The following is a 25,800-nucleotide window of genomic DNA, read 5'->3' on the forward strand; positions in this document are numbered from 1 at the left end:
AATAGTCTCTCGATGTAAATAAAATCCCGGTAAGGGCTTGCGCCTGCCGGGATTTTTGCTGTCGACGCGGGACTGTCGCGCGCGCTGAGTACATGCCCGTGGCGTGCAGCCGCGGTGGTCTAGCCAAGGCAGGCCGAACCCAAACGCCGATGCCCAACGTCTTGCCCACACCGATATCATCAACTCGGTACGCCAGGCGAAAGGTGCAATAATTGCCCGTCGTCTGCGTGCTTCTGGACGGCTACTCAGCCAGGGAACCCGCGTCCCCAGCCAGCGTCTCACTTCAAGCTGACCAGGTCCCCTGCATGCGCGCCCATGTCCCGCATTTCCTGTCGCTGCGTCCGCGCGCGCGACTTGCCGTTGCCATCGCCTGTTGCTGCGCCGCGCCGATCGCGTGGTCGCAGCAAGCTGCAACGCCCCTCGACACTGCCAAGACGCTCGACACGTTGACTGTCACTGCCGACGGTTCGCAGGTCGAACTGCCGCCCGACTATGCCGGCGGCCAGGTCGCTACCGGCGGCCGCGTCGGCCTGTTCGGCAACCTCGACGTAATGGACACGCCGTTCAACAGCATGAACTTCACCGCCGAGTTGATGCGCAACCAGCAGGCGCGCAGCGTGGCCGACGTGGTGCAGAACGACCCGGCGGTGCGGGTGGCGCGTGGGTTCGGCAACTTCCAGGAGTTGTATGTGGTGCGTGGCTTCCCCGTGTTCTCCGACGACATGAGCTACAACGGCCTGTACGGCCTGCTGCCGCGCCAATACGTGGCGGCCGAGTTCCTGGAGCGGGTGGAAGTGTTTCGCGGGGCCAACAGTTTCATCAACGGCGCCGCACCCGGCGGCAGCGGGGTCGGTGGCGCGTTCAACCTGGTGCCCAAGCGTGCGGGCGAGAACGACGTCACCCGGCTGACGCTGGGCACCGAAACCGGCGGCCAGGTGTATGCCGCGGCGGATGCGTCCTACCGCTTCGGCCCGGACCGTGCCTGGGGGCTGCGCGCCAACCTCGCCCGCCGCGATGGCGAGAATGCCACCGACGAGGATCGTGAGCTCGGCATGGGTTCGCTGGGCGTGGATTATCGTGGCGAGCGGCTGCGCCTGTCGGCTGACATCGGCTGGCAGGACCAGCGTACCGACCGTCCGCGTCCGAGCATCACTCCGGTGGGTGGAATTCCGATCGCACCCGATGCCGATACCAACTTCGCCCAGCCTTGGACCTTCGCCCAAGAGCGGGACACCTTCGGCGTGATCCGTGCCGAATACGACCTGACCGACAGCGTCATGGCCTGGGCGGCGATCGGCATGCGCGACAGCGACGAGCACAATGTGCTGGCGAATCCAAACGCCGATGCCGCCGGCAATTTGAACACCGGCCGCTTCGACAACTACCGGGAAGACAAGGTCACCACTGGCGATGTCGGCATCCGCGCGACGTTCGACACCGGCCGCGTCGGTCATCGCCTGAGTGCATCGGCGTCGGCCTTCAAGCTGGACTCGAAGAATGCCTTTGCGTTCGGCGGCTACGGCACGGCGGTCGGTACGCTGTACGACCCGGTGGCGGTGGCGCCGCTGGGTGGCCTGTTCCCCGGTGGCGTGCTGTTCGAGCCGCTGACCACCAGCAAGAACCAGATCCGCAGCGTCGCCATCGCCGACACGCTCACCTTCGCTGACGACCGCATTCTGCTGACACTGGGCGCACGCCACCAGAAGTTGGAGCAATACGGCTACGACTACAACACCGGCGCGCAACTCAGCAGCTACAGCGACAGCGTGGTGACGCCGGTCGGCGCGGTCGTCTTCAAGTTCGGCCGTGCGGTGTCGCTGTATGCCAATTACGCCGAAGCGCTGTTGCCCGGCCAGGAGGTGCCTGCCGTGTCCGGCAGCACGCCGCTGGAAAACGCCGGCGAACTGCTGGCGCCGTTCAAGTCCAAGCAGTTCGAAGTAGGCGCCAAGTACGACGCCGGCAGCTACGGCGCAACCGCGGCGCTGTTCCGCATCAACCAGCCCAATACCATCGTCAGCAACGCACGCCTGACCAGCGACGGCGAACAGCGCAACCAGGGCCTGGAGCTGAGCTTCTACGGCCAGCCGATCGACGGCCTGCGCGCACTGGGCGGCATCATGTTGCTGGATGCCGGCTACAACAAGACCCAGGACGGCGTGAACGAAGGCAACGACGTGCTCGGTGTGCCGGAAAAACAGGCCAATCTGGGCCTGGAATGGGATATCGCTGCGCTGCCGGGCCTGACGGTCGACGGGCGCGCGGTCTATACCGATCGTCAATACGCCGATGCGGTCAACGTGCTGGAAATTCCGTCCTGGACGCGTTTCGACCTGGGCGCGCGCTATGCGTTCCAGGCCGCCGGCAAGGCCTGGAGCGTGCGTGCGCGCGTGGACAACCTGTTCGACCGCAGCTTTTGGTCATCGGTCGGTGGCGCTTCGGGTGCGAATTATCTGGTCCTGGCCGCGCCGCGCACGTTCACCGTTTCGTTCTCGATCGATCTGTGAGCCGTGCTTGAAACCGGCCGGCGCAATGCAACCGCGCAGGCCTCTGGCATGATCCGACGCCGCCTGACGAGGGTGGCGCCTTGATGAAGGAGCGTGGCGTGCGTCAGTGGTTCGGTCTTGGCCTGATGGGCTGTCTGTCGATCGCGGCCGCTGCCGCGCTGGCCCACGATCCCGCCGAGCACCTGCCGCTACCGTGGCTGGCCGATGCTGCAGGTACAGCCGCGGCGCCCAGCGTGCCGCGCCCGCAGCAGGCGCCGGGACAGACGCTGCCGTTGCAGGCCACGCGCCGCATCGCCTTCGAGACCGATGAAGGCACCTGGATGGGGCTGGACGTGTCGCCGCGCGATGGCCGGCTGGTGTTCGACCTGCTCGGCGATCTGTACACGCTGGACGCCGACGGCGGCCGGGCCAAGGCGATCAGCCGCGGCTTGGGCTTCGACAGCCAGCCGACGTTTTCGCCGGACGGGCGGTGGATCGCCTTCGTCAGCGACCGCAGCGGTGCGGAAAATCTGTGGCGCATGCGGCCCGATGGGCGCGATGCGCAGCAGCTCACGTTCGGCGACGACGATACCGTGTTGGTGTCGCCGGCCTGGGCGCCCGACGGCAGCGCCCTGTACGCCAGCCGCTTCCGCTGGTCGGTCAACGATTACGAGCTGTGGCGTTACGGACTGGATTGCAGCGAACGTCTGGTCGCACCGGTCCGCGCGGAGGGCGCCGGCAGCGAGCAGAGCACGCTGGGCGCGGTGGTGTCGCCAGATGGCAGGCAGCTCTATGCTGCGCGGCGCAGCGGTGACAAGGACAGTGCCGAGCTGGAGCTGTGGTCGATCGTGCGACGCGATCTGGCGACCGGCAAGGAAGAGACGATCTTGCCGGTGCCCGGCGTTCCGGGGCGCCGGCCGTTTCCCGGTACCTATTTCAGCCCGCGGCTCTCGCCGGACGGCAAGCAGCTGGCCTATGCCACCCGCCAGCAGGGCCAGACCGGTCTGCGCCTGCGCACGCTCGCCACCGGCGAGGACCGCTGGATTGCCTTCCCGATCGCGCACGACCAGAGCCAGGCGCAGAGCTGGCAGGATCTGGTGCCGCGCTATGCCTTCAGTCGCGACGGGCGTGCGCTGCTGCTGAGCCGCAACGGCCGCTTCGAGCGCATCGCGCTGGATCGTGAGGCCCCGCGCGCGATTCCGTTTATCGCGTCGGTCGACCTGGAGCTGGGGCCACTGACTGGCGCCGACATCCGTCAGGACACCGGCCCGGTACAGGCGCGTCTGATCCAGGATCCTGCAGTGTCGCCGGACGGCACGCGGGTGGCGTTCTCCGCGTTGGGCGCGCTCTATCTGATGGACATGGAAGATGGCGCGCTGCCGAAGCGGCTGCCCACCGGCGATGTGCCGGCCTTCCATCCCAGCTGGGCGCCGGATGGCAAGGCGCTGACCTACGTCACCTGGGAAGGCGGCGAGGGTGGCCAGGTCTGGGCACTGGCGCCCGGCGCCGCCGCGCCGCGCCAGCTCAGCCACGGGCCCGGCGCGTACTACACCCATCCGGTGTTCACGCCTGATGGGCGCGACGTGCTGGTGGTGGCCTCCGACAACGTGGCACGCATGCAGGCCTCGATGGTGTTTGGCAGCGTGCGTGAGGCGCAGCTGCAACGGCTGTCGGCGCAGGGCGGCCAGGCCAGGATCCTCCATCGCGGGACGTTGGGCGGCACGCTGCACTTCGGTGCGGATGCCGATCGCGTCTACGCGATGGGCAGCGGCGGCCTGCTCGGCATCGATCTGCGCAGCGGCCTTGCCGATGCACCCATCGTGGTGAAGGGGCCGGGTTGGTACTTCCAGGACGGCAGCGTCCCGGTGGACGACCTGCGGATCAGTCCCGACGGCCAGTGGTTGCTGGCCCAGGTCGCCCAGCAGCTGCATCTGCTGCCGGTGCCGAAGAAAGGAACAACGGTCGATCTGCTGGCGCCGGGCATGCGCCATCGGCGCATCACCGACGTTGGCGCCGATTACTTTGCCTGGAGTGCGGACGGCCGCACGATGACCTGGTCGATCGGTTCCAGCGTCTACCGCCGTGCGCGCGCCGACATTGCGCTGCATGCTGCCGATGCGCCGGGCTGGGATGCAGACGTGCCAACGCCAGGGCGCAACACGCAAATGGTGCAAGTCAGGGTGGACGTCCCGCGCGATGTGGCCCACGGTACGCTGCTGCTGCGTGGCGCCACCGCGCTGACGCAGCGTGGCGATGAGGCCATTGCCGATGCCGACCTGTTGGTGCGCGATGGACGCATCCCCGCGATCGGCCCGCGCGGCAGCGTGGAAGTGCCGGCCGGCGCGCAACTGCGCGATGTCAGCGGGCGCTTCATCATTCCGGGTCTGATCGATGTGCACGACCACGTCGCCGATTTTCGCCGCGACCTGCTCGACATGCGGCCTTGGGGCCTGCGCGCGCGACTGGCTTACGGGATTACCACCGCCTTCGATCCATCGTCGCTGAGCATCGATATGCTGGCCTATCAGGATATGGTCGATGCCGGCATGGTGGTGGGTGCGCGCGCGCCGACTACCGGCATGGCGATGTTCTCGTTCAACCGCATCGCCTCGCTGGATGAGGCGCGCGCCTTGCTTCGCCGTTATCGCGACCACTACCGCACACGCACCGTCAAACAGTATCTGGTCGGCAATCGCCGCCAGCGTCAGTGGCTGGTGCAGGCGGCGCACGAGCTGGGCATGCGCCCCACCAGCGAGGGCTCGTTGGCGCTGAAACTCGATCTCAATCAGGTCATGGACGGCTATGCCGGGCACGAACACGCACTGCCAACACCGCTGTACCGCGACGTGATCGAGCTGATGGCACGCAGTGGCACAAGCTACGACGCAACGCTGATGATCGCCAACGGTGGCCCTGCGGCGCAGAACAACTACGTCATTCGCGATCGGCCGCTGGGCGATGCCACGTTCCGCGTAACGCGGCCGTACGAGGTGGCCATGCAGCAGGTGCAGTCGCAGCGCTGGATCGATCCGTCGCTGATGCTTTATCCGCGTATCGCCGGCGACGTGGCGCGTATCCAGCGTGCGGGCGGGCTGGTGGCGATGGGCTCGCATGGCGAGATCGCCGGACCCGGTCTGCACTGGGAAATGCAGGCGCATGTGGAGGGTGGCATGACCCCGGTCGAGGTATTGCAGGCGGCCACGCTAGGTGGTGCGCGCAGCATCGGCCGCGGTGCGGAACTGGGCAGCCTGGAGGCGGGCAAGCTGGCCGATCTGGTGATCCTGCAGGCCGACCCGCGCCTGGATATCCGCAACGCGCAAAAGATCGACGCGGTGATGCTGGGCGGCCGTTTGCGCAAGGTGCCGACGCTGGATGAACTCTGGCCTCGAGAAAGCAGAATTCCCGCGCTCTGGCATCACGGCGACGCATTGCACTAGGTTTAGCTTGGCAGGCCAACTATTTCTGGCCGGGGGAATCCCACGATGGCGTTGCCAATCTCTGCGGTGAGAGTCGGCCGGACGCTGCTGTAGAAGTGGCCTTGTTGGTGCCTGCTTCGCGGATCACCGTGTCGAAAAGGGATGAAAAAAACTGTGCACCGATTGCCGTGCTTGTTGGCATCTGACGCGTGCGATTGCTCGCTCATGCCGACGTCCGATCCCGCCCATTCTGTTTGGCGCGATACAGCGCCGAATCGGCGTCGTGCACGAACGCATCCGGGGTGCGCGGCGCTTCGCCCGGTTCGAACGTCGCCGCGCCCACGCTCACGGTGACGTGCGCGCTGGTGGGGCTGGACAGGTGCATCAGGCCGAGCCCGGCGACCGCGCTGCGCACGGCATCGGCCAAGCGCAGCGCGCCGGCAGCGTCGGTATGCGGCAGGATCATGCCGAACTCTTCGCCGCCATAGCGCGCGGCAACGTCGTCGCTGCGCCGCGAACACTCGGCGATCGCACGCGCAATCAAACGCAGGCAGGCATCGCCGTTCACATGACCATAGGTGTCGTTGTAGAGCTTGAAATGGTCCACATCGATCATCAGCACCGACAACGGCGCCTGCAGACGCACCGCGTCCTGCAGCGCGCGCGACAGCCGGTAGTCGAATGCACGCCGGTTTGCGATGCCGGTCAGCGCGTCCACCCAGGCTTCGGAGCTGAGTTTGGCTTCGTTGCGATGCATGCGGCGCAATTGCAGATCCAGCCAGAGGCCGACCGCCAGCAACAGTGCAAACCCCAGCATGGCGATCACGATCCGCTGGCGTGCGGATTGCCGCCAGGTTGCCAATGCATCGTCCACCGACACACCGGTCAGCACGGTCAACGGATACGGGCGTGCGGGAGCGAAGCTGGAAATGCGCTTCACACCGTCGATCGGTGAGCGATAGGTCGCAGTGCCGTGTTTGTGCGCGCGGATGTTGACGTAGATCGCGGTGCCGGCGATCGAGGTGCCGATCACGCCCTGTTTGTCGGGCCGGCGTACCAGCACGATGCCATCGTCGTTGATGATGCCGATCGTGCCATTGGGGCCCACTTCGAAAGTGCTGTAGTAGTTCTGGAAATACTTCAGTTGCAGCGTGACCAACACCACCCCTGCAAACTCGCCACCGGGCGTGTTGAGTCGCCGGCTCAGGGTAATCACCCAGCTGCCATCGGAACGGCTTTGGACGGGCGGGCCGACCAGCGACAAGGCATCGCGATGATCGCGGTGATATTTGAAGTAGGCGCGGTCGGCATTGTTCTGCTTTCTAGGTGCGCTGTTCAACGACGAACTCACCCAACTGCCATCTGCGGCGTAGATGAAAATGCCATGCAGCCGATCCGAGCGGCGTGCCTCGCGCACCAGAAATCCATGCATCGCTGATCGCGCGGCTGCCGAGGCCTGATCGTGTTCTACCCGCGCAACCAGACCCGACAACACCGCATCGGCGATCGCCATGGTGTCGCCGGCATGTTGCGCAAGCGAGTTGGCCAGATTCAAGGACTGCGCTTCGGCGGTGCGCAACGCGGTGGCGCGTTCCTCGTGGATCGACCAGTACTCCGAACCCAGCAGTAGCAGCCATGAGGCGATCAGCACGAAATGCAGCGCAATGCGCTGTGCACGTTGTCGCCGCTGCTTGCTGACTGATGTCACGGTGGCTACCTGTCTGGACACCAAGACCCTGCAATGGGTGTGCCAGCGTACGCGTCGCCCTGGACCGCAGCTGTACGGCATTCAAGAGCACTGCACCAATCTGTGATTGTCACCGCATGTGCTCGGCAGCCATCATTTGATCGACCACGATTGCACTGTCCGGCTTGCTTGCGAGCGACCAGGCGTGTGGTTGGATGACGAGAAACACGCCTCGCGCGCGTATGCGAACACGTCGTGAAATCCCTGGCCGCAATGATGAGCGAGGTTCATAGGCGCATGCACCCCATGTCGCCAATGTGCGCATAGACCGGCACTAAACTCGGTCCATCCCTGTGTTTAACCTCCGTGTTCAAGCCCGCGCCGATGGCACTTACTCACGCGCTTGTGACCGGCCACGCTTCACATTGTTTAAGAACTGAATAAGCCAGCATTGTTGGAGATGCCAGCCATGAGAGACATCAAGATGACCCGTCGCGAGGTACTGATCGCTGGCACGGCGTCGGCAGCCAGCGTTGCCGCAACTCAGTCGATGGCGGCGACTGCCGCCAATGCGATGTCGCAGCGTCAAGCGGTGGAACCGGCCAATGCGTCTAGCCAGGTTGCGTTCGAGGTCAACGGCAAGCCGGTGACATTGACGTTGGATAATCGCACCACGTTGCTGGACGCCTTGCGCGAGCACTTGCACCTGACCGGCACCAAGAAGGGCTGCGATCACGGCCAGTGCGGTGCGTGTACGGTCATCGTCGGTGGGCAGCGCATGAACTCCTGCCTGTCGCTGGCCGTCATGCATCTGGGCGGCAAGATCACCACCATCGAAGGACTGGGCACGCCCGACAAGCTGCATCCGATGCAGGCCGCGTTCGTCAAGCACGATGGCTATCAATGCGGCTACTGCACGCCGGGCCAGATCTGTTCGGCGGTGGCAGTGCTGGATGAAGTCAAGCGCGGCATTCCCAGCCACGTCACTGAAGATCTCACCGGCAAGACCAGGTTCACCACTCCCGAACTGCAGGAACGCATGAGCGGCAATATCTGCCGCTGCGGCGCGTACTCCAACATTGTCGACGCGATCAATGATGTCGCCGGAGACCGCGCATGAAGGCCTTTAGCTACGAGCGCGCCACTTCGCCAGCCGATGCAGCAGCCAAGGCTGCGCGTCAGCCGGGTGCCAAGTTCATCGCAGGCGGTACGAACCTGCTTGATCTGATGAAGCTGCAGATCGAAACCCCCTCGCACCTGATCGATGTCAATGGCCTGAGCCTGGACACGATCGACGCTACGCCGGAGGGTGGCCTGCGGATCGGCGCATTGGTACGCAATACCGATCTGGCCGCAGATGCGCGCGTGCGCCGCGATTACGCGCTGTTGTCGCGTGCCTTGCTGGCAGGCGCTTCGGGGCAGTTGCGCAACCGTGCGACCACTGCCGGCAATCTGCTGCAGCGTACCCGCTGCCCGTATTTTTACGACACCAATCAGCCGTGTAACAAGCGCCTGCCTGGCAGCGGCTGCGCGGCGATCGGCGGTTTCAACCGTCAGCTTGCAGTGATCGGTGTCAGCGAAGACTGCATCGCCACCCATCCAAGCGACATGGCGATTGCGATGCGCGTGCTGGATGCGGTGGTGGAAGCAGTACGCCCCGATGGGCAGACGCGTGCCGTGCCGTTGTCCGAGTTCTATCGCGCGCCCGGCAAGACACCGCATCTGGAAACCGTGCTGGAACGCGGCGAGCTGATCACCGCGGTGAGCTTGCCCAAGCCGATTGGCGGGACGCATGTCTATCGCAAGGTGCGCGACCGCGCGTCGTATGCGTTTGCATTGGTGTCGGTTGCAGCAGTCGTGCAGCGCGACGGCAGCGCACGTGTGGGTGTGGGTGGCGTTGCGCATAAACCGTGGCGCAGCGAAGCCGCCGAAGCGCAGTCGCGCCAAGGTGCGCGTGCCATCGCCTCTGTGCTGCTCGATGGCGCACAGCCGACCGAACACAATGCATTCAAGCTGCCGCTGGTGGAGCGCACCTTGACCGCGATCCTGGCCGACACGAGGGCCTGATATGAAATTCGACACTCCCGCCGGTACCAATCCCATCGATCAACTCAAGGTCGTCGGCAAGCCTGTCGATCGCATCGATGGTCCGCTCAAAACCACCGGCCAGGCGCCGTATGCGTACGAACACCACGACCTGCCTGCTCGCGCGGCCTACGGCCATGTCATCGGTGCAGGCATCTCCAAAGGCACCATCCGCAGTATCGATCTGAGCGCTGCACGCAATGCGCCTGGCGTGCTCGGGATTGTCACTGCGCAGAACGCCGGCAAGCTGCAAAAGGGCTCGCGCAATACCGCAAAACTGCTGAGTGGCCCCGAGATCCAGCACTACCATCAGGCGATCGCCGTGGTGGTCGCTGAGACGTTCGAACAGGCGCGTGCGGCGGGTCAGCTGATCAAGGTCGATTACGGTCGCCATGTTGGCGCCTACGATCTGGAAAAGGTACGTGATAGCGCCAAGGTCACCAAGGAAGACGACGCGCCGAATAGCGCGGTCGGCAATTTCGATGGCGCCTTCGCCGCCGCACCGGTGCAGTTGGACGCCCAATACACTACGCCCGACCATGCGCACGCGATGATGGAGCCGCACGCATCGACCGCGATGTGGGAAGGCGACAGGCTCAGCGTCTGGACCTCCAATCAGATGATCGATTGGGGCGCTGGCGATCTGGCGAAAACGCTTGGGATTCCGCGCGAAAACGTCCGCTTGATGTCGCCGTATATCGGTGGTGGCTTCGGTGGAAAATTGTTCCTGCGCGCCGATGCGGTGCTGGCCTCGTTGGCTGCACGCCAGGTGGGGCGCCCGGTCAAGGTGATGTTGCCGCGGCCGCTGATCTTCAACAACACCACGCATCGCCCGGCCACCCTGCAGCACATCCGTATCGGTGCGCAGCGCGATGGCAAGATCACCGCGATTGCACATGAAAGCTGGTCCGGCGATTTGCCTGAGGGCGGTGCCGAGAACGCCGCTGCGCAGACCCAGTTGCTGTACGCCGGTGCCAATCGCCTGATCGCCACGCGTCTGGCCGTGCTGGATCTGCCGGAAGGCAACGCCATGCGTGCGCCCGGCGAAGCACCGGGCTTGATGGCGCTGGAAGTGGCCATGGACGAAATGGCCGAAAAGCTCGACATGGATCCGGTCAGGTTCCGCATCGTCAACGACACCCAGGTGGATCCGGAAAATCCGCGGCGTCCTTTCTCGCAGCGGCAGTTGGTCAAGTGTCTGGAAGACGGCGCCAAGCGTTTCGAGTGGTCCAAGCGCAAGGCCAAGCCGGCCAGCACCCGTGATGGTCGCTGGTTGGTTGGCATGGGTGTGGCAGCGGCGTTCCGTAATTCACCGGCAATGACCTCCGGCGCGCGCATGCGCCTGGAGCAGGGCGGGCGCGTGGTGGTGGAAACCGACATGACCGATATCGGCACCGGCTCCTACACCATCATTGCGCAGACCGCTGCGGAAATGATGGGCGTACCGCTGGATTGGGTGGATGTGCGACTGGGTGATTCCAGCTTCCCGGCATCGGCCGGCTCCGGCGGTCAGTGGGGCGCCAATAGCTCGACGGCCGGCGTGTATGCAGCGTCGGTGAAGCTGCGCGAAGCCGTTGCCAAGCAACTCGGTCTGGACCCGGCCAAGGCCGAATTCGCCGACAGCCATGTACGCGCAGGCGGCAAGCGGATCGCGCTGGGTGATGCGGCGGCCAACGGTGCGTTGGTGGTGGAAGACAAGATCGAGTTCGGTGATTTGTCCAAGACGCATCAGCTCTCCACGTTCGGCGCGCACTTTGTCGAAGTCGGCGTGGATATCGCCACTGCAGAGGTGCGCATCCGGCGCATGCTCGCGGTGTGCGCCGCCGGACGCATTCTCAACCCCAAATCCGCACGCAGCCAGGTGATCGGCGGCATGACCATGGGCGCAGGTGCCGCCTTGATGGAAGAGCTGGCGGTCGACAAGCGATTGGGCTTTTTCGTCAATCACGACCTGGCCGGTTACGAAGTGCCGGTGCATGCGGACATCCCGCATCAGGAAGTGATTTTTCTCGAAGAAAGCGACCCGATGTCCTCGCCGATGAAGGCCAAGGGCGTGGGCGAGTTGGGCATTTGTGGCGTCGCTGCGGCCATCGCTAATGCGGTCTACAACGCCACCGGCGTGCGCGTGCGCGATTATCCGGTCACGCTCGACAAGCTGCTGCCGCACATGCCCGAGTTGCTGCGCGCGTGAGTGCGTTGGTGGCCCCGGTCGCGCATGCGCCGCCGGCCGAGCCGGCATGGCCGGCATGGCCGAGCTATGCGTTGCACGACGATTTGCTGCCTACGCTCACCGCCTGGCATCGGGCAGGGCAGCGCGTGGCGATCGCCACGCTGATCGATGTGCAAGGCTCGTCGCCGCGTCCGTTGGGCAGCGAGATGGCGATCAGCGCAGACGGCCGGGTGGCCGGTTATGTCTCCGGCGGGTGCGTGGAAGCGGCGGTGGCGCACGAAGCCATCGCGGCACTGTGCGACGGCCAGCCGCGTTGGCTCGATTACGGCGAGGGCAGCGAGGTGCTCGACATCCAGCTCAGCTGCGGCGGACGCATCGGCGTGCTGGTCTGGCCGGTGCCGGATCTGGGCGAGCATCTGGCGCGCTGGCGCAATGCGCGCCAGCATCGCCGCGCGTTCCACGTCGCGCTGGATCGAGAGTCCGGCGCAGTGCGCTACCCGGCGAATACGCAGGATGCGCGTGCCAGCGAATTCCTGCGCACGCATCGGCCGCCATTGCGATTGATATTGGTCGGCGCCGATCCTGCGCTGCTGGTGCTGGTGACCCTGGCCAGCCAGATGGGCATCGAGCTGCGCGTGCTGCGACCGCATGGCCCCAGCGAACCACCGCCTGGCCTGGCCCCGGAACACTACGATCGCCGTGCGTTGAGCGAGGCGTTGCAGGATCTGGTGCTGGATGCAGACAGCGCGTTGTACAGCCTGGCCCACGACAGCGATATCGATCTGCAGGTCGCGCATCGTGGGCTCGCATCCAATGTTGCCTGTATCGGCATTCTGGGTAGCTGGCACAAACGCGAAGCGCGTCTGCAGGCACTGCGTGCGCTCGGCCACGACGATGCAGCGTTGGCGCGTGTACGACTACCCGCCGGCTGGCGGATGGGGCGCTCGTCGCCGCACACTATCGCGCTCGGCATCGTCGCCGAAGCCACTCAGGCAGTGGCCGATCTGCAAGCGGCCGCAGTAAGTGACGCGACGGCTCGCGGTATTGATGCGCGTGTTGCGTAACGCGATATGTCGCTGCGCTTAAATTGGTGCACGAGCGTTCCAGATCCGATGGTTGCTTGAAAGCGGAAGCGCCGAATTTCATCCAATCCACGCGTTGCTTGATTCGAATTATTTCTAATATGCATTTATAGGCATGCATTAGATTCGTCAGCATGTAAGGTCCAGGTTGGTTAAACAGCGCTTGCCTACTGATCCGCCGAATCGCTGCGTGGATGCACGGATACAGCGATTTTCTGGCCCGATAGGCAACGTGGCGCTATGCCCACAGCGCAATTCCGATGAGATGCGTACTCCTGACAAACATGCGCGGTGGACACGCAGCATGTAGTCACCCCGCACGCACATTCGGATCTCTACGCTGAGCGCATTCCCAATACGCACGACGTCGCCATGACCATATTTTCTGATCACTATGACGACGCCTCTCGCGACGCTGACCAATGTCCGTCGCCTGCAAGCACAGTTCCCGCCTGCACTGTGCAGGTCAGCAGTCCACAGCGCCAGTCACGGCCGACACCGCGAAATTCGTCGCCACGCCACACGGCATCGAGCGCATGAGCAGCGATCATGCTGCACTGATACTCGCCGCAGGCGCCGGCCGTCGTCTGGGCCGGGCAAAACAATTGCTGATGCGCGATGGCGAGCCACTGTTGCGTCGCTTCGCGCGTCTCGCGCTGCAGACGTCGCCGCGCCGTTGTGTGGTGGTGCTGGGCGCAGAGGCCGATGCACTGACCGATGTCCTACAAGGTCTGGAGGTGGAAGTGTTGCGGCACGCCGACTGGTCTGCAGGCATGGGCTCCAGCCTAGCCGCACTGCGTCATTACGTGCAGGACGACACAACGCTGCGGCGTAGCCTGATCCTGGGCTGCGACCAACCCGCGCTGGACGCACCGCATCTGCGTGCGCTACTCGAAGAGGCCGGTCATGCAGCCTCGGGGTGCGCCACCAGCGGCTACGCCGGGGTACGCGGCATCCCCGCAGTGGTGACGCATGCCGCGTGGGCAGATGTGCCGTTGCAGGCCGATAGCGGCCTGCGCGGCCTGTTCGCCAGCCTGGACGTGCAGACGCTGGGCTGTGTGAGCGCGCCGGCACTCGCCCTGGACGTGGACACGCCCGCCGACCTGGCAGCCGCACAACAGCGTGGCTGGGTGGACGCGGACTGAGACGCCATGACGGGTCTCGGTCCGCGCGATGCGGCAGCCTGAGCGTCAGAGGCCTGACGTCCTCACGACCACAAGACGATCGCTTCCCGGATCACCAGGACATAACCCACCACCAGCGCGGACTTGACCGGAAACTGGAACTTCCTGAGCAGATGCATGCAACTCCTCCCCCGAGGCACTTCCCAAGCGCGATTGACCTCCCCAACGCCACCGTCCGCGCCATCTGACGGCCGCTCGCGACGTCTGTTCGCCGCTCGGGATCGACTGTAGCGCTGCGCCTGAGCGGTGTCATGTAAGAATTTTCCTACCGCACTGCCAGTGTCCACCCGACGGTATTCCCATAATCGAAAGGACATTCTGGCTATGCCGGACGCGGGGCCCTTGGCCACTCTCCCGCGGCCCCTTGAGTAAGGGCACGTCGGCATGCTGATGGGAGAACGCGTTCCCACGCGCAGCGCGCTGCGATAGCCCGCACGCGTTACGCACCATCGTTGATCGCTGCACGCACCGGCCGGAGGCCTGATGGACGAGTCCCGCTACGTTGTACGCATCCATCCCGAGCAGGGCGGCTGGTGGGTTACCCGGCCGCAGTGGTCGCCGCTGCGTTATCTGCGCGAGCAGGGCGCGTTGGAAAACGCCGAAGTAATGGCCAGGCTGCATTGCCTGACAACTGGCCAGCCCAGCGGCGTGGTGTTGAAGACCGCCGAGGGCGAACGCGTGGTGCGGCGTTACGGCTGAGAGCGTCTGACAAACATCTAGAACTACCTCTGTTCGCTTTATATCTGCGACATCGGCGATTGGCTTTCCCGCACAGCCCACGAATCATCTCTGCGGCAAGCTCGTAGTGACGATGCTGATGTCAACATCGATACCAGGGTGTGCGTAGAGGCCCGGGTCGGCTAGATTCATGCCATCGGCCGCTGTTGGTCGATCCGCGCATTGGCGGCCACTTTCTGGATGTCCGCCCGTAGTGAATGTCGCCGGTTCTGCGCTGATCCAAAACGATATCGTCGTCTTCGGCTTGATCGCTGCCACCTTGGGGGCGGTGTTCTGGACCTCCTCGCGCGAGCGCGGCCCGTGGCGGAGTTTCTATGCCGTGGTGCCGGCCTTGTTGCTGTGCTATCTGCTCCCGGGCATCTACAACACCGTCGGCCTGATCGACGGTGCCAACACCCGTCTGTACAACCCGATCGCCCGCGACGTGCTGCTGCCGGCGGCGCTGATCCTGCTCACGCTGAGTATCGATCTACGCGCGATCCTGGGGCTGGGCCCCAAGCTGGTCGCCATGTACCTGGGCGCTTCGCTGAGCATCATGCTGGGTGCGGTGGTCGCGTTCTGGGTGATGCGCTGGCTGCATCCGGCCACCGTGGCGGGCGATACCTGGGCCGGCATGGCCGCGTTGGCCGGCAGCTGGATCGGCGGCGGCGCCAACATGCTGGCGATGCGCGAAGTCTTCGATGTGGATGCCACCACCTTCGGCCAGTTTGCGGTGGTCGATGTTGGTGTCGGTTATGTGTGGATGGCGGTGCTGATCTTCCTGGCCGGGCGCGCGCGCAACATCGATGCGCATAGCGGTGCCGATACCCGCGCGCTGGATGCCTTGCAGGAGCGTATGGCGCGTTTCCAGGCCGAACACGCGCGCATTCCCACGCTGGCCGATTTGATGGTGATCGTGGCGGTGGCGTTCGGCGGCGTCGGCCTGGCGCATGCGCTGGCCAATCCGCTCGCGGCATGGTGCAAGGCCAACCTGAGCTGGGCCAGCCAGTTCAGTCTGGACACCCCGTTCGTCTGGGTGGTGGTGCTGGCGACCAGTCTGGGCTTGCTGCTGAGCTTCACCCGCGCCCGTACGCTGGAAGGTGCCGGCGCCTCCAAAATCGGTACGCTGCTGCTGTACTTCCTGATCGCCTGCATCGGCATGCAGATGGATCTGCTGGCGCTGCTGGACCGGCCCTGGCTGTTCCTGCTCGGGCTGATCTGGATCGCCGTGCACATCGCGCTGCTGTGGGGTCTGGGCCGTCTTTTGCGGGTGCCGTTCTTCTATTTCGCAATCGGCTCGCAATCCAACATCGGCGGCCCGGCGTCGGCGCCGGTGGTCGCTGCGGCCTTCCATCCGGCACTGGCGCCGGTCGGTGTGTTACTCGGCACGATGGGCTATGCCACCGGCACCTATCTGGCCTATCTGGTCGGAATCACCTTGCGCGCGATGGCGGGCGCGGGCTGATCCGGGCACTGGCGCGTGCCAATGCCCGGAGACGGGCAACGACGACTACTGGATCAGGCGGCGATGCTCTTCCTGCTGCAGGGAAGGCGGCTGCGATTGAAATTGCGCCTGCTGCTGGTTGTGTTGCTGCAGCTGGCCGACATTGCCTTGCGCCGGTTCGTTGGCCGCTGCCGCGGTCTGCACCTGGCTGCGCAGATGGGTCGGGTCGTCCATGCGGCCTTGCACAGCGAACAGGCTGTCGCCTTCGCGGCTGGGGACCAGGTGATCGATCCGTTGCAAGCCGTCGCTGCTTGCGCGCGCGGCCACGCTGGCGGCCGTGTTGAGAAACGCGGTGTCGTCGCGCAGCCCCAGTCGCTCGCGCTGGCTGTCCAGCTGCACCACTGCATCGTTGAACAGCTGGCTGCCGGTGTGCAGGGTCGTGCCCTGCGCCTGTCCCGGCGACTGCATGTCCTGCGCCTTGATCACCGAGTCCATGCCGTGCAGGTCCATGCGGTGCATCAACATCATGCCTGGCACCAGGCGTCGCCCGAACGACAACGGGTCCGGCTCCGGCAGCTCGATCTGATGGCCGGCCGCATTGGGCATCGCCCATTTCAACGGGATGCTGTCTTCCTGCAGATGGGTGAGGATCTCGTTCTTGACGTGATAGCCGCGGATCAATTCGCTGCTGGCGTACTCCTTGGCCGCCGATGCATCCAGACCTTGCCGCTCCAGCGTGCGGTCGCTGACGCCTGCGGCGTTGTAGGTCACGGCGGGGATGTCGTTGACCATCGCCGATGCCGCCGCCAGACCGCCGCCGAGCGAGTGACCGGTGATCACCACCTGGTCGCCAAATGCCTGCCTGGCCTGGCTGCCCAATTGAATTGCGGAGGCGTACTGCGCATCGTCGAAGCCCAGGCCCTGGCCGATGTTGTGCTTCCAGTCCTTGCCTTCGTCGGTGCCGCAAAAGCCGAGCACCACGTTGCCTTGGTCGTTGCGGTAGAACGCGGCATCGAAACCGCTTTTAGCATCGTGCAGCAAACTTGGGTCGATACCTGCCCGTTGCAGCGTGCTGTCGTCCATGCGCGTCCAGCCATTGGGCAGGGGCGTAAAAGTTTCAGCGCTGCCTTCGCGTCGCTGCGAGGCAGTCGCGTAGAGGTCTTGCAGCACTGCCGGAAACTGTTGGTCTTCCGGGCGTGGCTGTTGTCCGCGGATCGACTCTGCGAACGGGGTGGAGGAATCAGTGGAATTTGACGGGCTCATGCGCGGCTCCTTGCGTTCGTCGTGCGAAAAGCCCGCTTAGCGGCTGCTTTCCACGGGAATGTTGTGCGCGCTCAACCATGCGCGTACCTCCGACCTGACCTGCTGGCCGGCGGCATTGAGCAGGCGATCCGGGGTGGTGAAGAAATACGCCTGGAAGGTTTTCTGCTGCGCGTTGCGCAGCGCGGGGTCCACACCGGCGTTGAGCAATTGCAGCACTGCAGGACTTGCCGCGCCGCTCTGTGCGGCCAGATGCAGCACGCTGTTGCCGGTGTGGTCGACACGCTGCACATCGGCGCCTGCCTCGATCAACAGGCCGATCTGCGCATCGCGCTTGCTCTGCACGGCGCGGAACAACGGCGTCCAGCCGGCACGCGCGCTGACCACGTCGATCGGCGCCCTGTGCTGCAGCAGCACCTTCAGATACTCCGGGTCCTGCGCCATCGCGGCCATGTGCACGACCGTTTCCTGGTCCATGCCAGGCAATGAGGGATCTGCGCCGGCGTCGAGCAATGCGGCCAGTGCGCGTGGTTGTTCGTTCCAGATCGCCCACTCCAGCAAGGTGACGTTCTGATCGCCGTGTGCGGCGAGATCGACAGTGGGTGCGAGTGCACTAATTCGGGCGACGTCGCCGTGCGCAATGGCCTTGGCGATATCGGTCAGACTGGGGTCGCGGAAGGCGACGGTGTGGTCCTGCAGCGTAGCTGACATGGTGGTTTGCTCCTTGGCACCGGGCGAGGCGGTGCATGAGACCGCGAGAAACGAGGTCGCAAGAACGAGCAGGGCAGGGAATCGCGGTTGCATCGAAATCTCCTTCTCCTGATCGCATTCCTGATGACGCTGCATGAAGTCCTTCCGCAGCGGGGCCGATCCTACCAGCTGCCCGAACGACGCGCGGTAAGATTGTGTGACATGCGCCGGCGCTGCGGATTTCACTTGTTCAGCCCGCTTGCCGCCGTTCGTTGGTCTATGCATCACGACGGCCATTGCGCACGCGTGCAACCGGCCACAGCCAACGGTCACAACCCGGCCGGCATAATGGCGCTTTGCGAGCAGATGGGTGCAATGGTCTACGACTTACTGATCAGCGATTGCGATGGTGTGCTCGTCGACAGCGAGATACTGGCCGACCAAGTGATGCGTGAGGCACTGGCAACATTTGTGCCGGCCGAGGCATTGGAGCATTTGCTGGGGACCACGTTCGGGCAGACCACGCATGAGGTGTTGCTGCGGGTGCAGGAGCATTTCTCGGTGCAGTTGCCAGAGACGTTGCTGGCACAGATTCAGGCGCGCAGCGAAGCCTTGATCAAGGCGCAGGTGCAGCCGATTGCAGGCGCGCGCGCCGCGCTGGAACAGATCCCGTTGCCGCTGGCGGTAGCCTCCAACAGCCGCCGCCACAATGTGATTGCCTCGGTCGAACGCGTCGGTCTCACCGCACGCGCGGCAGGCAATATCTTCAGTGCCGATATGGTGGAGCGGCCCAAGCCGGCGCCGGATGTCTATCTGCTGGCCGCCCGCACACTGGGCGTGGTGCCGCAGCGCTGCCTGGTGATCGAAGACAGCCCCACCGGCGCAACCGCCGCATTGGCGGCGGGCATGCAGGTACTGGGCTTTACCGGTGCCAGCCATATTCCGCAAGGGCACGGCGACACCCTGCGACGGATCGGCGTGCTTGAGGTGTTCGACGATATGCGCGATTTGCCCGTGTTGTTCGAGCGGCTCGCGCAAAAACGCGCTGGCTGAGAGCTGCCGGCAGGATGTCTTGGACGCAGTGTCGATGGTGGCGGAATCGCAGCCCTCTCGTTGTGCAACTGACTGGGCCAGACCGTGCAATCGGCCTGCAATGACAGGGCTGTTGCGTCGTAGCGGGGCTTGGAGACCGTCAAAGGCTTGGTCCGTCGAGCGCGCGGTGCCCTCACCGCTTGCGGGACACGCCGTAAACCCGTCCCTGGGGGCTCGGTGGCGGCATCCATGCCGCCACACGGTCCCGCAAGCGGCGAGGACACCGCACCAGAAAGTTGGTCGGTAGCTAGGTGAAAGGCGGGCCATCTTGCTAGGGTGTTTGATCCCAGGCTTTGATGGTGCGTGTTGCAGCCATATGAGAGCTGGCGAATCAGAAGCGCCTCATGCATTGCTTTGCCCCCTGCACACCGACCATCTCGACGGGTCCTTGCTCGCCCATCGTCGCGGGACCTTACGCGGCATGGATGCCGCGTAAGAGCCTACATGGACGTACTTGCGGCGTGTCCCGCGACGGTGGGCGGGCAAGGGCCCTGCAGCCAAGCCACAGATCAGCCGCTCTACACCTGAACTTTCCGTGCTGTCCAACTACCCAAGGCAATCCGGATTTTGAGTCGAAGCGGCGTTTAGGTGTAGTCAAAAGATTAGGTCAAAAGCTGAGTCGGTCGGGGGCGCGGCGTCCTCATCAGGACGTTGGTCGGTAGATGGGTCACAAGTTGTGCGTCGCGCACCGCAAGGTTCGAGCGTCGGCTTTTCTGCCAGACATCAACGCAACAGGGCGCGATTCGCATCGCGCCCTGTTGCGTTTCTACTTCTTGATCAACCGATCACCGATCACCGATCAACAGCAACGAAACCCGCTCTTGCCGCCGTACCGCGCGTCCTGGCGCTCGCGGAAGAAGGCCGGGTAGTCCATCACCGGTTTGTCGGGATGTTTTTCCAGCATGTGGCGCACGTAGTTGTCGTAATCGGGAATGCCGCAGCACAGGCGTGCGGTCTGGATCAGGCGTCGCCAGATGCGGCGATGCACCTGGTATTGGCTGGCAAGGACGAGTTGGGTGCCCATTACAGGTCCGCCATCTGATGTGCCTGCAAGGCCACGTACGGGGTTTCGCGGTCGCTACGCCGCGGGTTGCGGCGCGCAATCACGATGGTCTTGACCGCGTAGATCAGGATCGAGCCCACCACGAACAGGAACAGCACCGTCAGCCCCGTGTTGACGTAGGCGTTGGTGACGATCTGCTGCATCTGCGCCACCGTCTTGGCCGGCGCGGTGATGGTGTTGCTGGCGATCGCGTCCTGATACTTGTGCGCCTGCGCCAGGAAACCCTGCGCCGGGTTGCTGTCGAAGATCTTGATCAGCCCTGCATACGTGGTGCAGATCAGCAACCACAGCGCCGGCACGATGGTGACCCAGGCGTAGCGGTCGCGCTTCATCTTGAACAGCACTACCGTGCCCAGCATCAGCGCGATCCCGGCCAGCATCTGGTTGGAGATGCCGAACAACGGCCACAAGGTCTGGATGCCGCCGAACGGATCGATCACGCCGGTGTAAAGCAGATACCCCCACAGCGCCACGCACCCGGCGGTGGCGATGATGTTGGCGGTCCACGACTCGGTCTTCTTCAATGCCGGGATGAAGTTGCCCAGCAGGTCCTGCAGCATGAAGCGGCCCGCGCGCGTACCCGCATCCACCGCAGTGAGGATGAACAGCGCTTCGAACAGGATGGCGAAGTGGTACCAGAACGCCATGGTGTCTTCGCCCGGCAGCAGCTGGTGCAGGATCTGTGCGATACCTACGGCCAGTGTGGGCGCACCACCGGCGCGTGCCAGGATGCTGTGCTCGCCGATGTCCTTTGCGGTGGCTTCCAAAATCTCGGGAGTGATCGCAAAGCCCCACTCGGAGACTTTGGCCGCCACCGCCACGGTGTCGCTGCCGACCAGCGAAGCAGGGCTGTTCATCGCGAAGTAGATGCCCGGCTCGATGATCGATGCGGCCACCAGCGCCATCACCGCCACGAACGATTCCATCAACATGCCGCCATAGCCGATGTAGCGCATGTGGCCTTCGTTGGCGAGCAACTTGGGCGTGGTGCCCGAGGCGATCAACGCGTGAAAGCCGGAGACTGCGCCACATGCAATGGTGATGAACAGGAACGGGAAGATGCCGCCCTTCCACACCGGGCCGTCGCCGGTGGAGGCGAACTGGGTCAATGCCGGCATTTTCAGATCCGGCATCACGACCAGGATGCCGATCGCCAGCGCCAGGATCGTGCCGATCTTGAGGAAGGTGGACAGGTAATCACGCGGGGCCAGCAGCAGCCACACCGGCAATACCGAGGCGACGAAGCCGTAGCCGATCAACATCCAGGTGATCTGCTTGGCGGTGAAGGTGAAGGCCGGGCCCCAGCTCGGGTCGGCGGCAACCTTGCCGCCCAGCCAGATCGCGCCCAGCAACAGGATCAGCCCGACCACCGAAATCTCGCCGATCTTGCCGACCCGGATGTAGCGCATGTACACGCCCATCATCAGCGCGATCGGCATCGTGGCGATCACCGTGAACATACCCCACGGGCTTTCCGCCAATGCCTTGACCACCACCATCGCCAGCACCGCCAGGATGATGATCATGATCAGGAAGGCGCCGAACAAGGCGATGGTGCCGGGCACCTGGCCCATTTCCTCGCGCACCAGATCGCCCAGCGAGCGGCCGTTGCGGCGGCTGGATAGAAACAGCACCACGAAGTCCTGCACCGCGCCGGCAAACACCACGCCGACCACCAGCCACAGCAGCCCGGGCAGGTAGCCCATCTGTGCGGCAAGCACCGGGCCGACCAAAGGCCCGGCGCCGGCAATCGCGGCGAAGTGGTGGCCGAACAGCACATGCTTGTTGGTGGGCACGTAGTCCAGGCCGTCGTTGTTGCTCACCGCCGGCGTGGCGCGGGTGATGTCCAGCTGCATCACCTTGTCGGCGATGAACAGACTGTAGAACCGGTAGGCGATCAGATAGATCGAGACGGCGGCAACCACGATCCACAACGCGTTGATATGTTCGCCGCGCCTCAGCGCCACGGTACCCAGACAGAACGCGGCCAGCAGCGCCAGCGCGCCCCAGGCCAACTTCGAGAACCCTTTCATGCATGCCCCTCAGGAACGATTCACTTAAGGGTCACCCCCTGCCTGCCTGCGGTCAATGGTGCCGTTCCGGGCTGGAGTAAAACTTTAGTTGTAGAGCGTCTTGGCTGCACTGGGTGATCGCGACGTGGCAGCCAGGCGCAACAGCCGGACGCGGCAGCCAGGCAATAGAACGATCGGTTGCGCCGGCCGCGGTTGGGACGCCTGTCGCGCGCATCCATCATGTGAGGCTATTCAATCCGCACAGGGAGAGTTCGATGAGCGCCACCTCCACCACCGCAGCGGTCCAAGTGCTGCGCACGATTCGTGGCATGCCCACCTCCGACGGTGCCGGGGTCAAGCTGACCCGCGTGATCGGCACCCAACAGTTGCCCGACCTGGACCCGTTTCTGATGCTGGACGAGTTCGGCACCGACAAGGCAGAGGACTATCTGGCCGGATTCCCCAGCCACCCGCATCGCGGCTTCGAGACGGTGACCTACATGCTCGACGGCCGCATGCGGCACAAGGACAACCACGGCAACGAGGGCCTGCTGACCCCGGGCAGCGTGCAGTGGATGACCGCCGGGCGCGGGCTGATCCATTCGGAAATGCCCGAGCAGGAGTCCGGGCGCATGCGCGGCTTCCAGCTGTGGGTGAACCTGCCGGCGCGCGACAAGATGACCGAGCCCAAGTATCAGGAATACGCACCGGAGAGCATTCCGATCGCGCATCCGGCGCCCGGTGTGACGGTCAAGGTGATCGCCGGAACCGTCGGCGAGGTGCGCGGGCCGATCGTGCAACCCGCCACCGACCCGCTGTATCTGGATATCGCACTCGCGCCGAACGTCAGCTGGGACTACGTGCTGCCCAGCGGGCACAACGCATTCGCGTATGCCTTCGAAGGCGCGCTGACGGTGGGCGAGGGCGATGCTTCGCGCGCGCTGCCGGCGCAGGAGCTGGCAGTGCTGGGCGGTGGCGAGCGTTTGACGCTGCACGCCGGTGCCGAGGGTGCGCAGCTGATCCTGGTCGCGGGCCGCCCGCTCAACGAGCCGGTGATGCGGCACGGCCCGTTCGTGATGAATACCAAGCAGGAATTGATGCAGGCCTTTGTCGATTTCCAGGAGGGTCGGTTTTGAACCGGCCCGCTCGAGCCACCGTGGGAGAGCGTCATGAGTGACAGACCCGTCAGCGTCAGCACCGGCGCAGTGCCGTACACCGTGAGCATCCACGATGGTCGGCACACCTGGAACGCCGATACCCAGCCGGCCAACGGCGGTGCCGACGCCGGGCCGGATCCCGAGTCGCAGGTGTTGGGCGCGTTGGGTGCCTGCACTGCGATCACGGTGTCGATGGTGGCGGCGCGCAAGCAGTGGCCGCTGACGGCGGTGCACGTGCATCTGCATTACACCCAGCGCGGCGCTGCGGGCACGGTGATCACGCGTGAGATCGTGCTCGACGGTGCGCTGGGTGAGGATCAGCGCACGCGTCTGCTGGAAGTGGCCGAGAAATGCCCGATCCATCGCCTGCTGACCGGGCAGGTGCAAATCGACAGCGCATTGCAAACCGGCACAGTGGCAGACACTGGAACAACCCAAACCTGAGAATGCGCTACGCGGCCCGGCCGGCCGATCAGCGCCGGTTAGCTCGTCGCTGGTCATCGCTCATCGCTGCTTGCGCACCATGCCGCGTGGATTGCAGCCCGGATGGGTTTAGCGCTGTAACGCCAGGCTGGCCGGCTGCAAATCCATGTTCTGCACCAGCGACTGCATCAAGGCCAGCTCTCCGGATGGGTTTAGCGCTGTAACGCCAGGCTGGCCGGCTGCAAATCCATGTTCTGCACCAGCGACTGCATCAAGGCCAGCTCTTCGGTATTGGCGCCGTCGATCCACAGCTGCGCGTAGCGCTTCTTGCCCAGCTCGACCACGGTGACGCGGCGCGATTCCATGCCCGGCAGCTGACGGCCGCCCAGATCGAGCTTGTACCAGTAAAAGTCTTCCTGCTGGATCTGGCCTTTTTCCGCGCGTCGGTCACGTGCCAGCGTCATTGCCGGGTCGCGGGTGGTGAGCATTACGCCCACGACCTGGCGACCGTCGGCCGTCACGGCCTTGCAGACCAGATAATCGGCGCCTGCGAGTTCGTTCCATTGCAGCCCGGAGGCCGGCGGCAGTGGCGGGCAGACCGGCGAGGTTTGTGCGTAAGCGGTGGCGGCGGCCAACAGCAAGCTCAGGCCGACAAGGCAGGATGCGGACTTCATTCAAGTGTTCCCCGGCGATGGATGACTGCGCAGGGGCGATGCCTTCCAGCGTGTCGTCGTAACAGCCCGTGCGCTCCCCGCCCGGCTGTGCCTCGCACGCAGCATGCCCCCGACCTAGAGCGACATCACTACCACAGTTTTGTCTGCAAGCTCAAGCGTGGTCGCAAACATGGCTGGAATTGGCTGTGCGCAGGGGCACTCGGGCTTCGGGATCGATTCGAGACTTGGGCGTATCGCCGCGCCCGCATCGCTGTCTTCAGGGGTAATTGACCGGCTTGGGCGCCGGGGTCTCCGGCAATGGAATGAATTCCTTGTCGTCGCCGGGAATGCTGCCGAAACGACCGGCCTGCCAGTCGTCCTTGGCCTGCTCGATGCGCTCCTTGGAGCTGGACACGAAGTTCCACCACAGGTGACGCGGGCCATCCAACGGCTCGCCGCCGAGCAGCATCGCCTTGAGCGGCGTCTTGGCACGCAGCCGTCCGCGCGCGCCGGGCGAGGGGACAATCAGATGGCGGGCAGGAACATCCGCGCCATCCAGTTGCGCATCGCCTTCGAGAATATAGAGCGCGCGTTCGAGGTGGCCGGTGTCCAGGTCGATTTCGGCATCGGGCTGCAGATCGATCGCCACGTTGAGCGTATCGCTGAAGACCTTGACCGGCGATTCTTCGCCATAGGCACGCCCGGCGATCACGCGCAGCAAGGCGCCATCGCGGCGTTGTTGCGGCAAGCTGGCGGCGGCATGGTGGTAGAACGCCGGTGCGGTTTCTTCGGCCGAGCGCGGCAGCGCGACCCAGGTCTGCATGCCGTGCAATGCATGCTCGCGCGCGCGCTCGGGGCCGGGTGTGCGTTCGGAATGGGCGATGCCGCGGCCGGCGGTCATCCAGTTGACGTCGCCGGCGCGAATCACCTGATCGGAGCCGAGCGTGTCGCGGTGGCCGATCTCGCCGGACCACAGAAACGTCACCGTGGCCAGGCCGATATGCGGATGCGGGCGCACGTCGATGCCGTGATCCGGTTCCAGCACGGCCGGGCCCATCTGGTCGACGAACACGAACGGGCCGATGCTGCGCGCCTGGAGGGTGGGCACGGCGCGGCGAACTTCCAGCCCGCCGATGTCATGGACGCGTGGAGCGATGATCGTGGTCATGGCGGCGGCTCGTG

At 64.7% G+C, this 25,800-nt stretch carries 19 protein-coding genes; 12 read left to right on the top strand and 7 right to left on the bottom strand.

Annotation, left to right across the window (positions count from 1 at the left end; genetic code table 11):
- Window positions 1–305 precede the first annotated feature (305 nt).
- A complete protein-coding gene (locus XcyCFBP4188_RS02185; RefSeq protein ID WP_104591552.1) occupies window positions 306–2,504 on the top strand; it encodes a TonB-dependent receptor in 2,199 nt (732 codons plus the stop codon).
- A 98-nt stretch (window positions 2,505–2,602) separates the two neighbouring features.
- A complete protein-coding gene (locus XcyCFBP4188_RS02190) occupies window positions 2,603–5,920 on the top strand; it encodes an amidohydrolase family protein (RefSeq protein ID WP_160113171.1) in 3,318 nt (1,105 codons plus the stop codon).
- A 202-nt stretch (window positions 5,921–6,122) separates the two neighbouring features.
- Here the strand turns inward: XcyCFBP4188_RS02190 and XcyCFBP4188_RS02195 are convergent, their stop codons facing one another.
- Window positions 6,123–7,688 carry a sensor domain-containing diguanylate cyclase gene (locus XcyCFBP4188_RS02195; RefSeq protein ID WP_257608170.1) on the bottom strand — a complete coding sequence of 522 codons (1,566 nt, stop codon included), beginning with the start codon at window positions 7,686–7,688 and terminating at the stop codon, window positions 6,123–6,125.
- 358 nt (window positions 7,689–8,046) lie between these two features.
- Here XcyCFBP4188_RS02195 and paoA point away from each other — a divergent pair, with 358 nt between their 5' ends.
- From paoA to XcyCFBP4188_RS02230, 7 genes are all read left to right on the top strand, one after another.
- Window positions 8,047–8,706, top strand: a complete 660-nt coding sequence (gene paoA, locus XcyCFBP4188_RS02200; protein WP_257608171.1) for an aldehyde dehydrogenase iron-sulfur subunit PaoA — start codon at window positions 8,047–8,049, stop codon at window positions 8,704–8,706.
- Window positions 8,703–9,653 (top strand): FAD binding domain-containing protein, encoded by a 951-nt coding sequence (locus XcyCFBP4188_RS02205; protein ID WP_006448863.1) that lies wholly within the window; start codon window positions 8,703–8,705, stop codon window positions 9,651–9,653. Before paoA ends, XcyCFBP4188_RS02205 begins: the two co-directional genes overlap by 4 nt.
- 1 nt (window position 9,654) lies before the next feature.
- The gene (paoC, locus tag XcyCFBP4188_RS02210; RefSeq protein ID WP_006448862.1) at window positions 9,655–11,862 is read left to right on the top strand and encodes an aldehyde oxidoreductase molybdenum-binding subunit PaoC; all 2,208 of its coding nucleotides are present in this window, start codon (window positions 9,655–9,657) and stop codon (window positions 11,860–11,862) included.
- Window positions 11,859–12,905, top strand: coding sequence for an XdhC family protein (locus tag XcyCFBP4188_RS02215; protein WP_006448861.1), 1,047 nt, complete (start codon window positions 11,859–11,861; stop codon window positions 12,903–12,905). The genes paoC and XcyCFBP4188_RS02215 overlap by 4 nt, the downstream gene beginning before the upstream one ends.
- Before the next feature lie 554 nt (window positions 12,906–13,459).
- On the top strand, window positions 13,460–14,068 hold the full coding sequence (locus XcyCFBP4188_RS02220) for a nucleotidyltransferase family protein (protein WP_043907371.1): 609 nt from the start codon (window positions 13,460–13,462) through the stop codon (window positions 14,066–14,068).
- Window positions 14,069–14,590: 522 nt separating this feature from the next.
- Window positions 14,591–14,806 (top strand): hypothetical protein, encoded by a 216-nt coding sequence (locus tag XcyCFBP4188_RS02225; protein ID WP_006448858.1) that lies wholly within the window; start codon window positions 14,591–14,593, stop codon window positions 14,804–14,806.
- 232 nt (window positions 14,807–15,038) lie between these two features.
- Complete coding sequence (locus XcyCFBP4188_RS02230; RefSeq protein ID WP_104591554.1) at window positions 15,039–16,289, top strand: DUF819 family protein; 1,251 nt, start codon at window positions 15,039–15,041, stop codon at window positions 16,287–16,289.
- Between the two features lie 45 nt (window positions 16,290–16,334).
- On the opposite strand, the gene XcyCFBP4188_RS02235 is transcribed toward XcyCFBP4188_RS02230, so the two are convergent.
- Window positions 16,335–17,531 (bottom strand): Tle-like phospholipase domain-containing protein, encoded by a 1,197-nt coding sequence (locus XcyCFBP4188_RS02235; protein ID WP_043907349.1) that lies wholly within the window; start codon window positions 17,529–17,531, stop codon window positions 16,335–16,337.
- 36 nt (window positions 17,532–17,567) lie between these two features.
- Window positions 17,568–18,332 (bottom strand): ankyrin repeat domain-containing protein, encoded by a 765-nt coding sequence (locus tag XcyCFBP4188_RS02240; protein WP_043907369.1) that lies wholly within the window; start codon window positions 18,330–18,332, stop codon window positions 17,568–17,570.
- A gap of 234 nt (window positions 18,333–18,566) precedes the next feature.
- On the opposite strand from XcyCFBP4188_RS02240, the gene XcyCFBP4188_RS02245 reads away from it, so the two are divergent.
- Complete coding sequence (locus XcyCFBP4188_RS02245) at window positions 18,567–19,271, top strand: HAD family hydrolase (RefSeq protein ID WP_046932816.1); 705 nt, start codon at window positions 18,567–18,569, stop codon at window positions 19,269–19,271.
- 838 nt (window positions 19,272–20,109) lie between these two features.
- On the opposite strand, the gene XcyCFBP4188_RS02255 is transcribed toward XcyCFBP4188_RS02245, so the two are convergent.
- Window positions 20,110–20,334 carry a YbdD/YjiX family protein gene (locus tag XcyCFBP4188_RS02255; protein WP_005926176.1) on the bottom strand — a complete coding sequence of 75 codons (225 nt, stop codon included), beginning with the start codon at window positions 20,332–20,334 and terminating at the stop codon, window positions 20,110–20,112.
- On the bottom strand, window positions 20,334–22,406 hold the full coding sequence (locus tag XcyCFBP4188_RS02260) for a carbon starvation CstA family protein (protein WP_006453355.1): 2,073 nt from the start codon (window positions 22,404–22,406) through the stop codon (window positions 20,334–20,336). The genes XcyCFBP4188_RS02255 and XcyCFBP4188_RS02260 overlap by 1 nt, the downstream gene beginning before the upstream one ends.
- A gap of 254 nt (window positions 22,407–22,660) precedes the next feature.
- Between XcyCFBP4188_RS02260 and XcyCFBP4188_RS02265 the strand changes: the two genes are divergently transcribed.
- Window positions 22,661–23,521, top strand: coding sequence for a pirin family protein (locus XcyCFBP4188_RS02265; RefSeq protein WP_006453354.1), 861 nt, complete (start codon window positions 22,661–22,663; stop codon window positions 23,519–23,521).
- Window positions 23,522–23,554: 33 nt separating this feature from the next.
- Window positions 23,555–23,986, top strand: a complete 432-nt coding sequence (locus XcyCFBP4188_RS02270; RefSeq protein ID WP_006453353.1) for an OsmC family protein — start codon at window positions 23,555–23,557, stop codon at window positions 23,984–23,986.
- A gap of 191 nt (window positions 23,987–24,177) precedes the next feature.
- Here XcyCFBP4188_RS02270 and XcyCFBP4188_RS02275 read toward each other — a convergent pair whose 3' ends face one another.
- Together XcyCFBP4188_RS02275 and XcyCFBP4188_RS02280 are read right to left on the bottom strand one after the other, a co-directional pair.
- A complete protein-coding gene (locus XcyCFBP4188_RS02275) occupies window positions 24,178–24,639 on the bottom strand; it encodes a hypothetical protein (RefSeq protein WP_006453352.1) in 462 nt (153 codons plus the stop codon).
- Between the two features lie 256 nt (window positions 24,640–24,895).
- The gene (locus tag XcyCFBP4188_RS02280; protein WP_104591555.1) at window positions 24,896–25,786 is read right to left on the bottom strand and encodes a pirin family protein; all 891 of its coding nucleotides are present in this window, start codon (window positions 25,784–25,786) and stop codon (window positions 24,896–24,898) included.
- Window positions 25,787–25,800: the final 14 nt, after the last annotated feature.

This window comes from Xanthomonas hortorum pv. cynarae (genome assembly GCF_002939985.1).
Lineage (GTDB): Bacteria > Pseudomonadota > Gammaproteobacteria > Xanthomonadales > Xanthomonadaceae > Xanthomonas > Xanthomonas hortorum_D.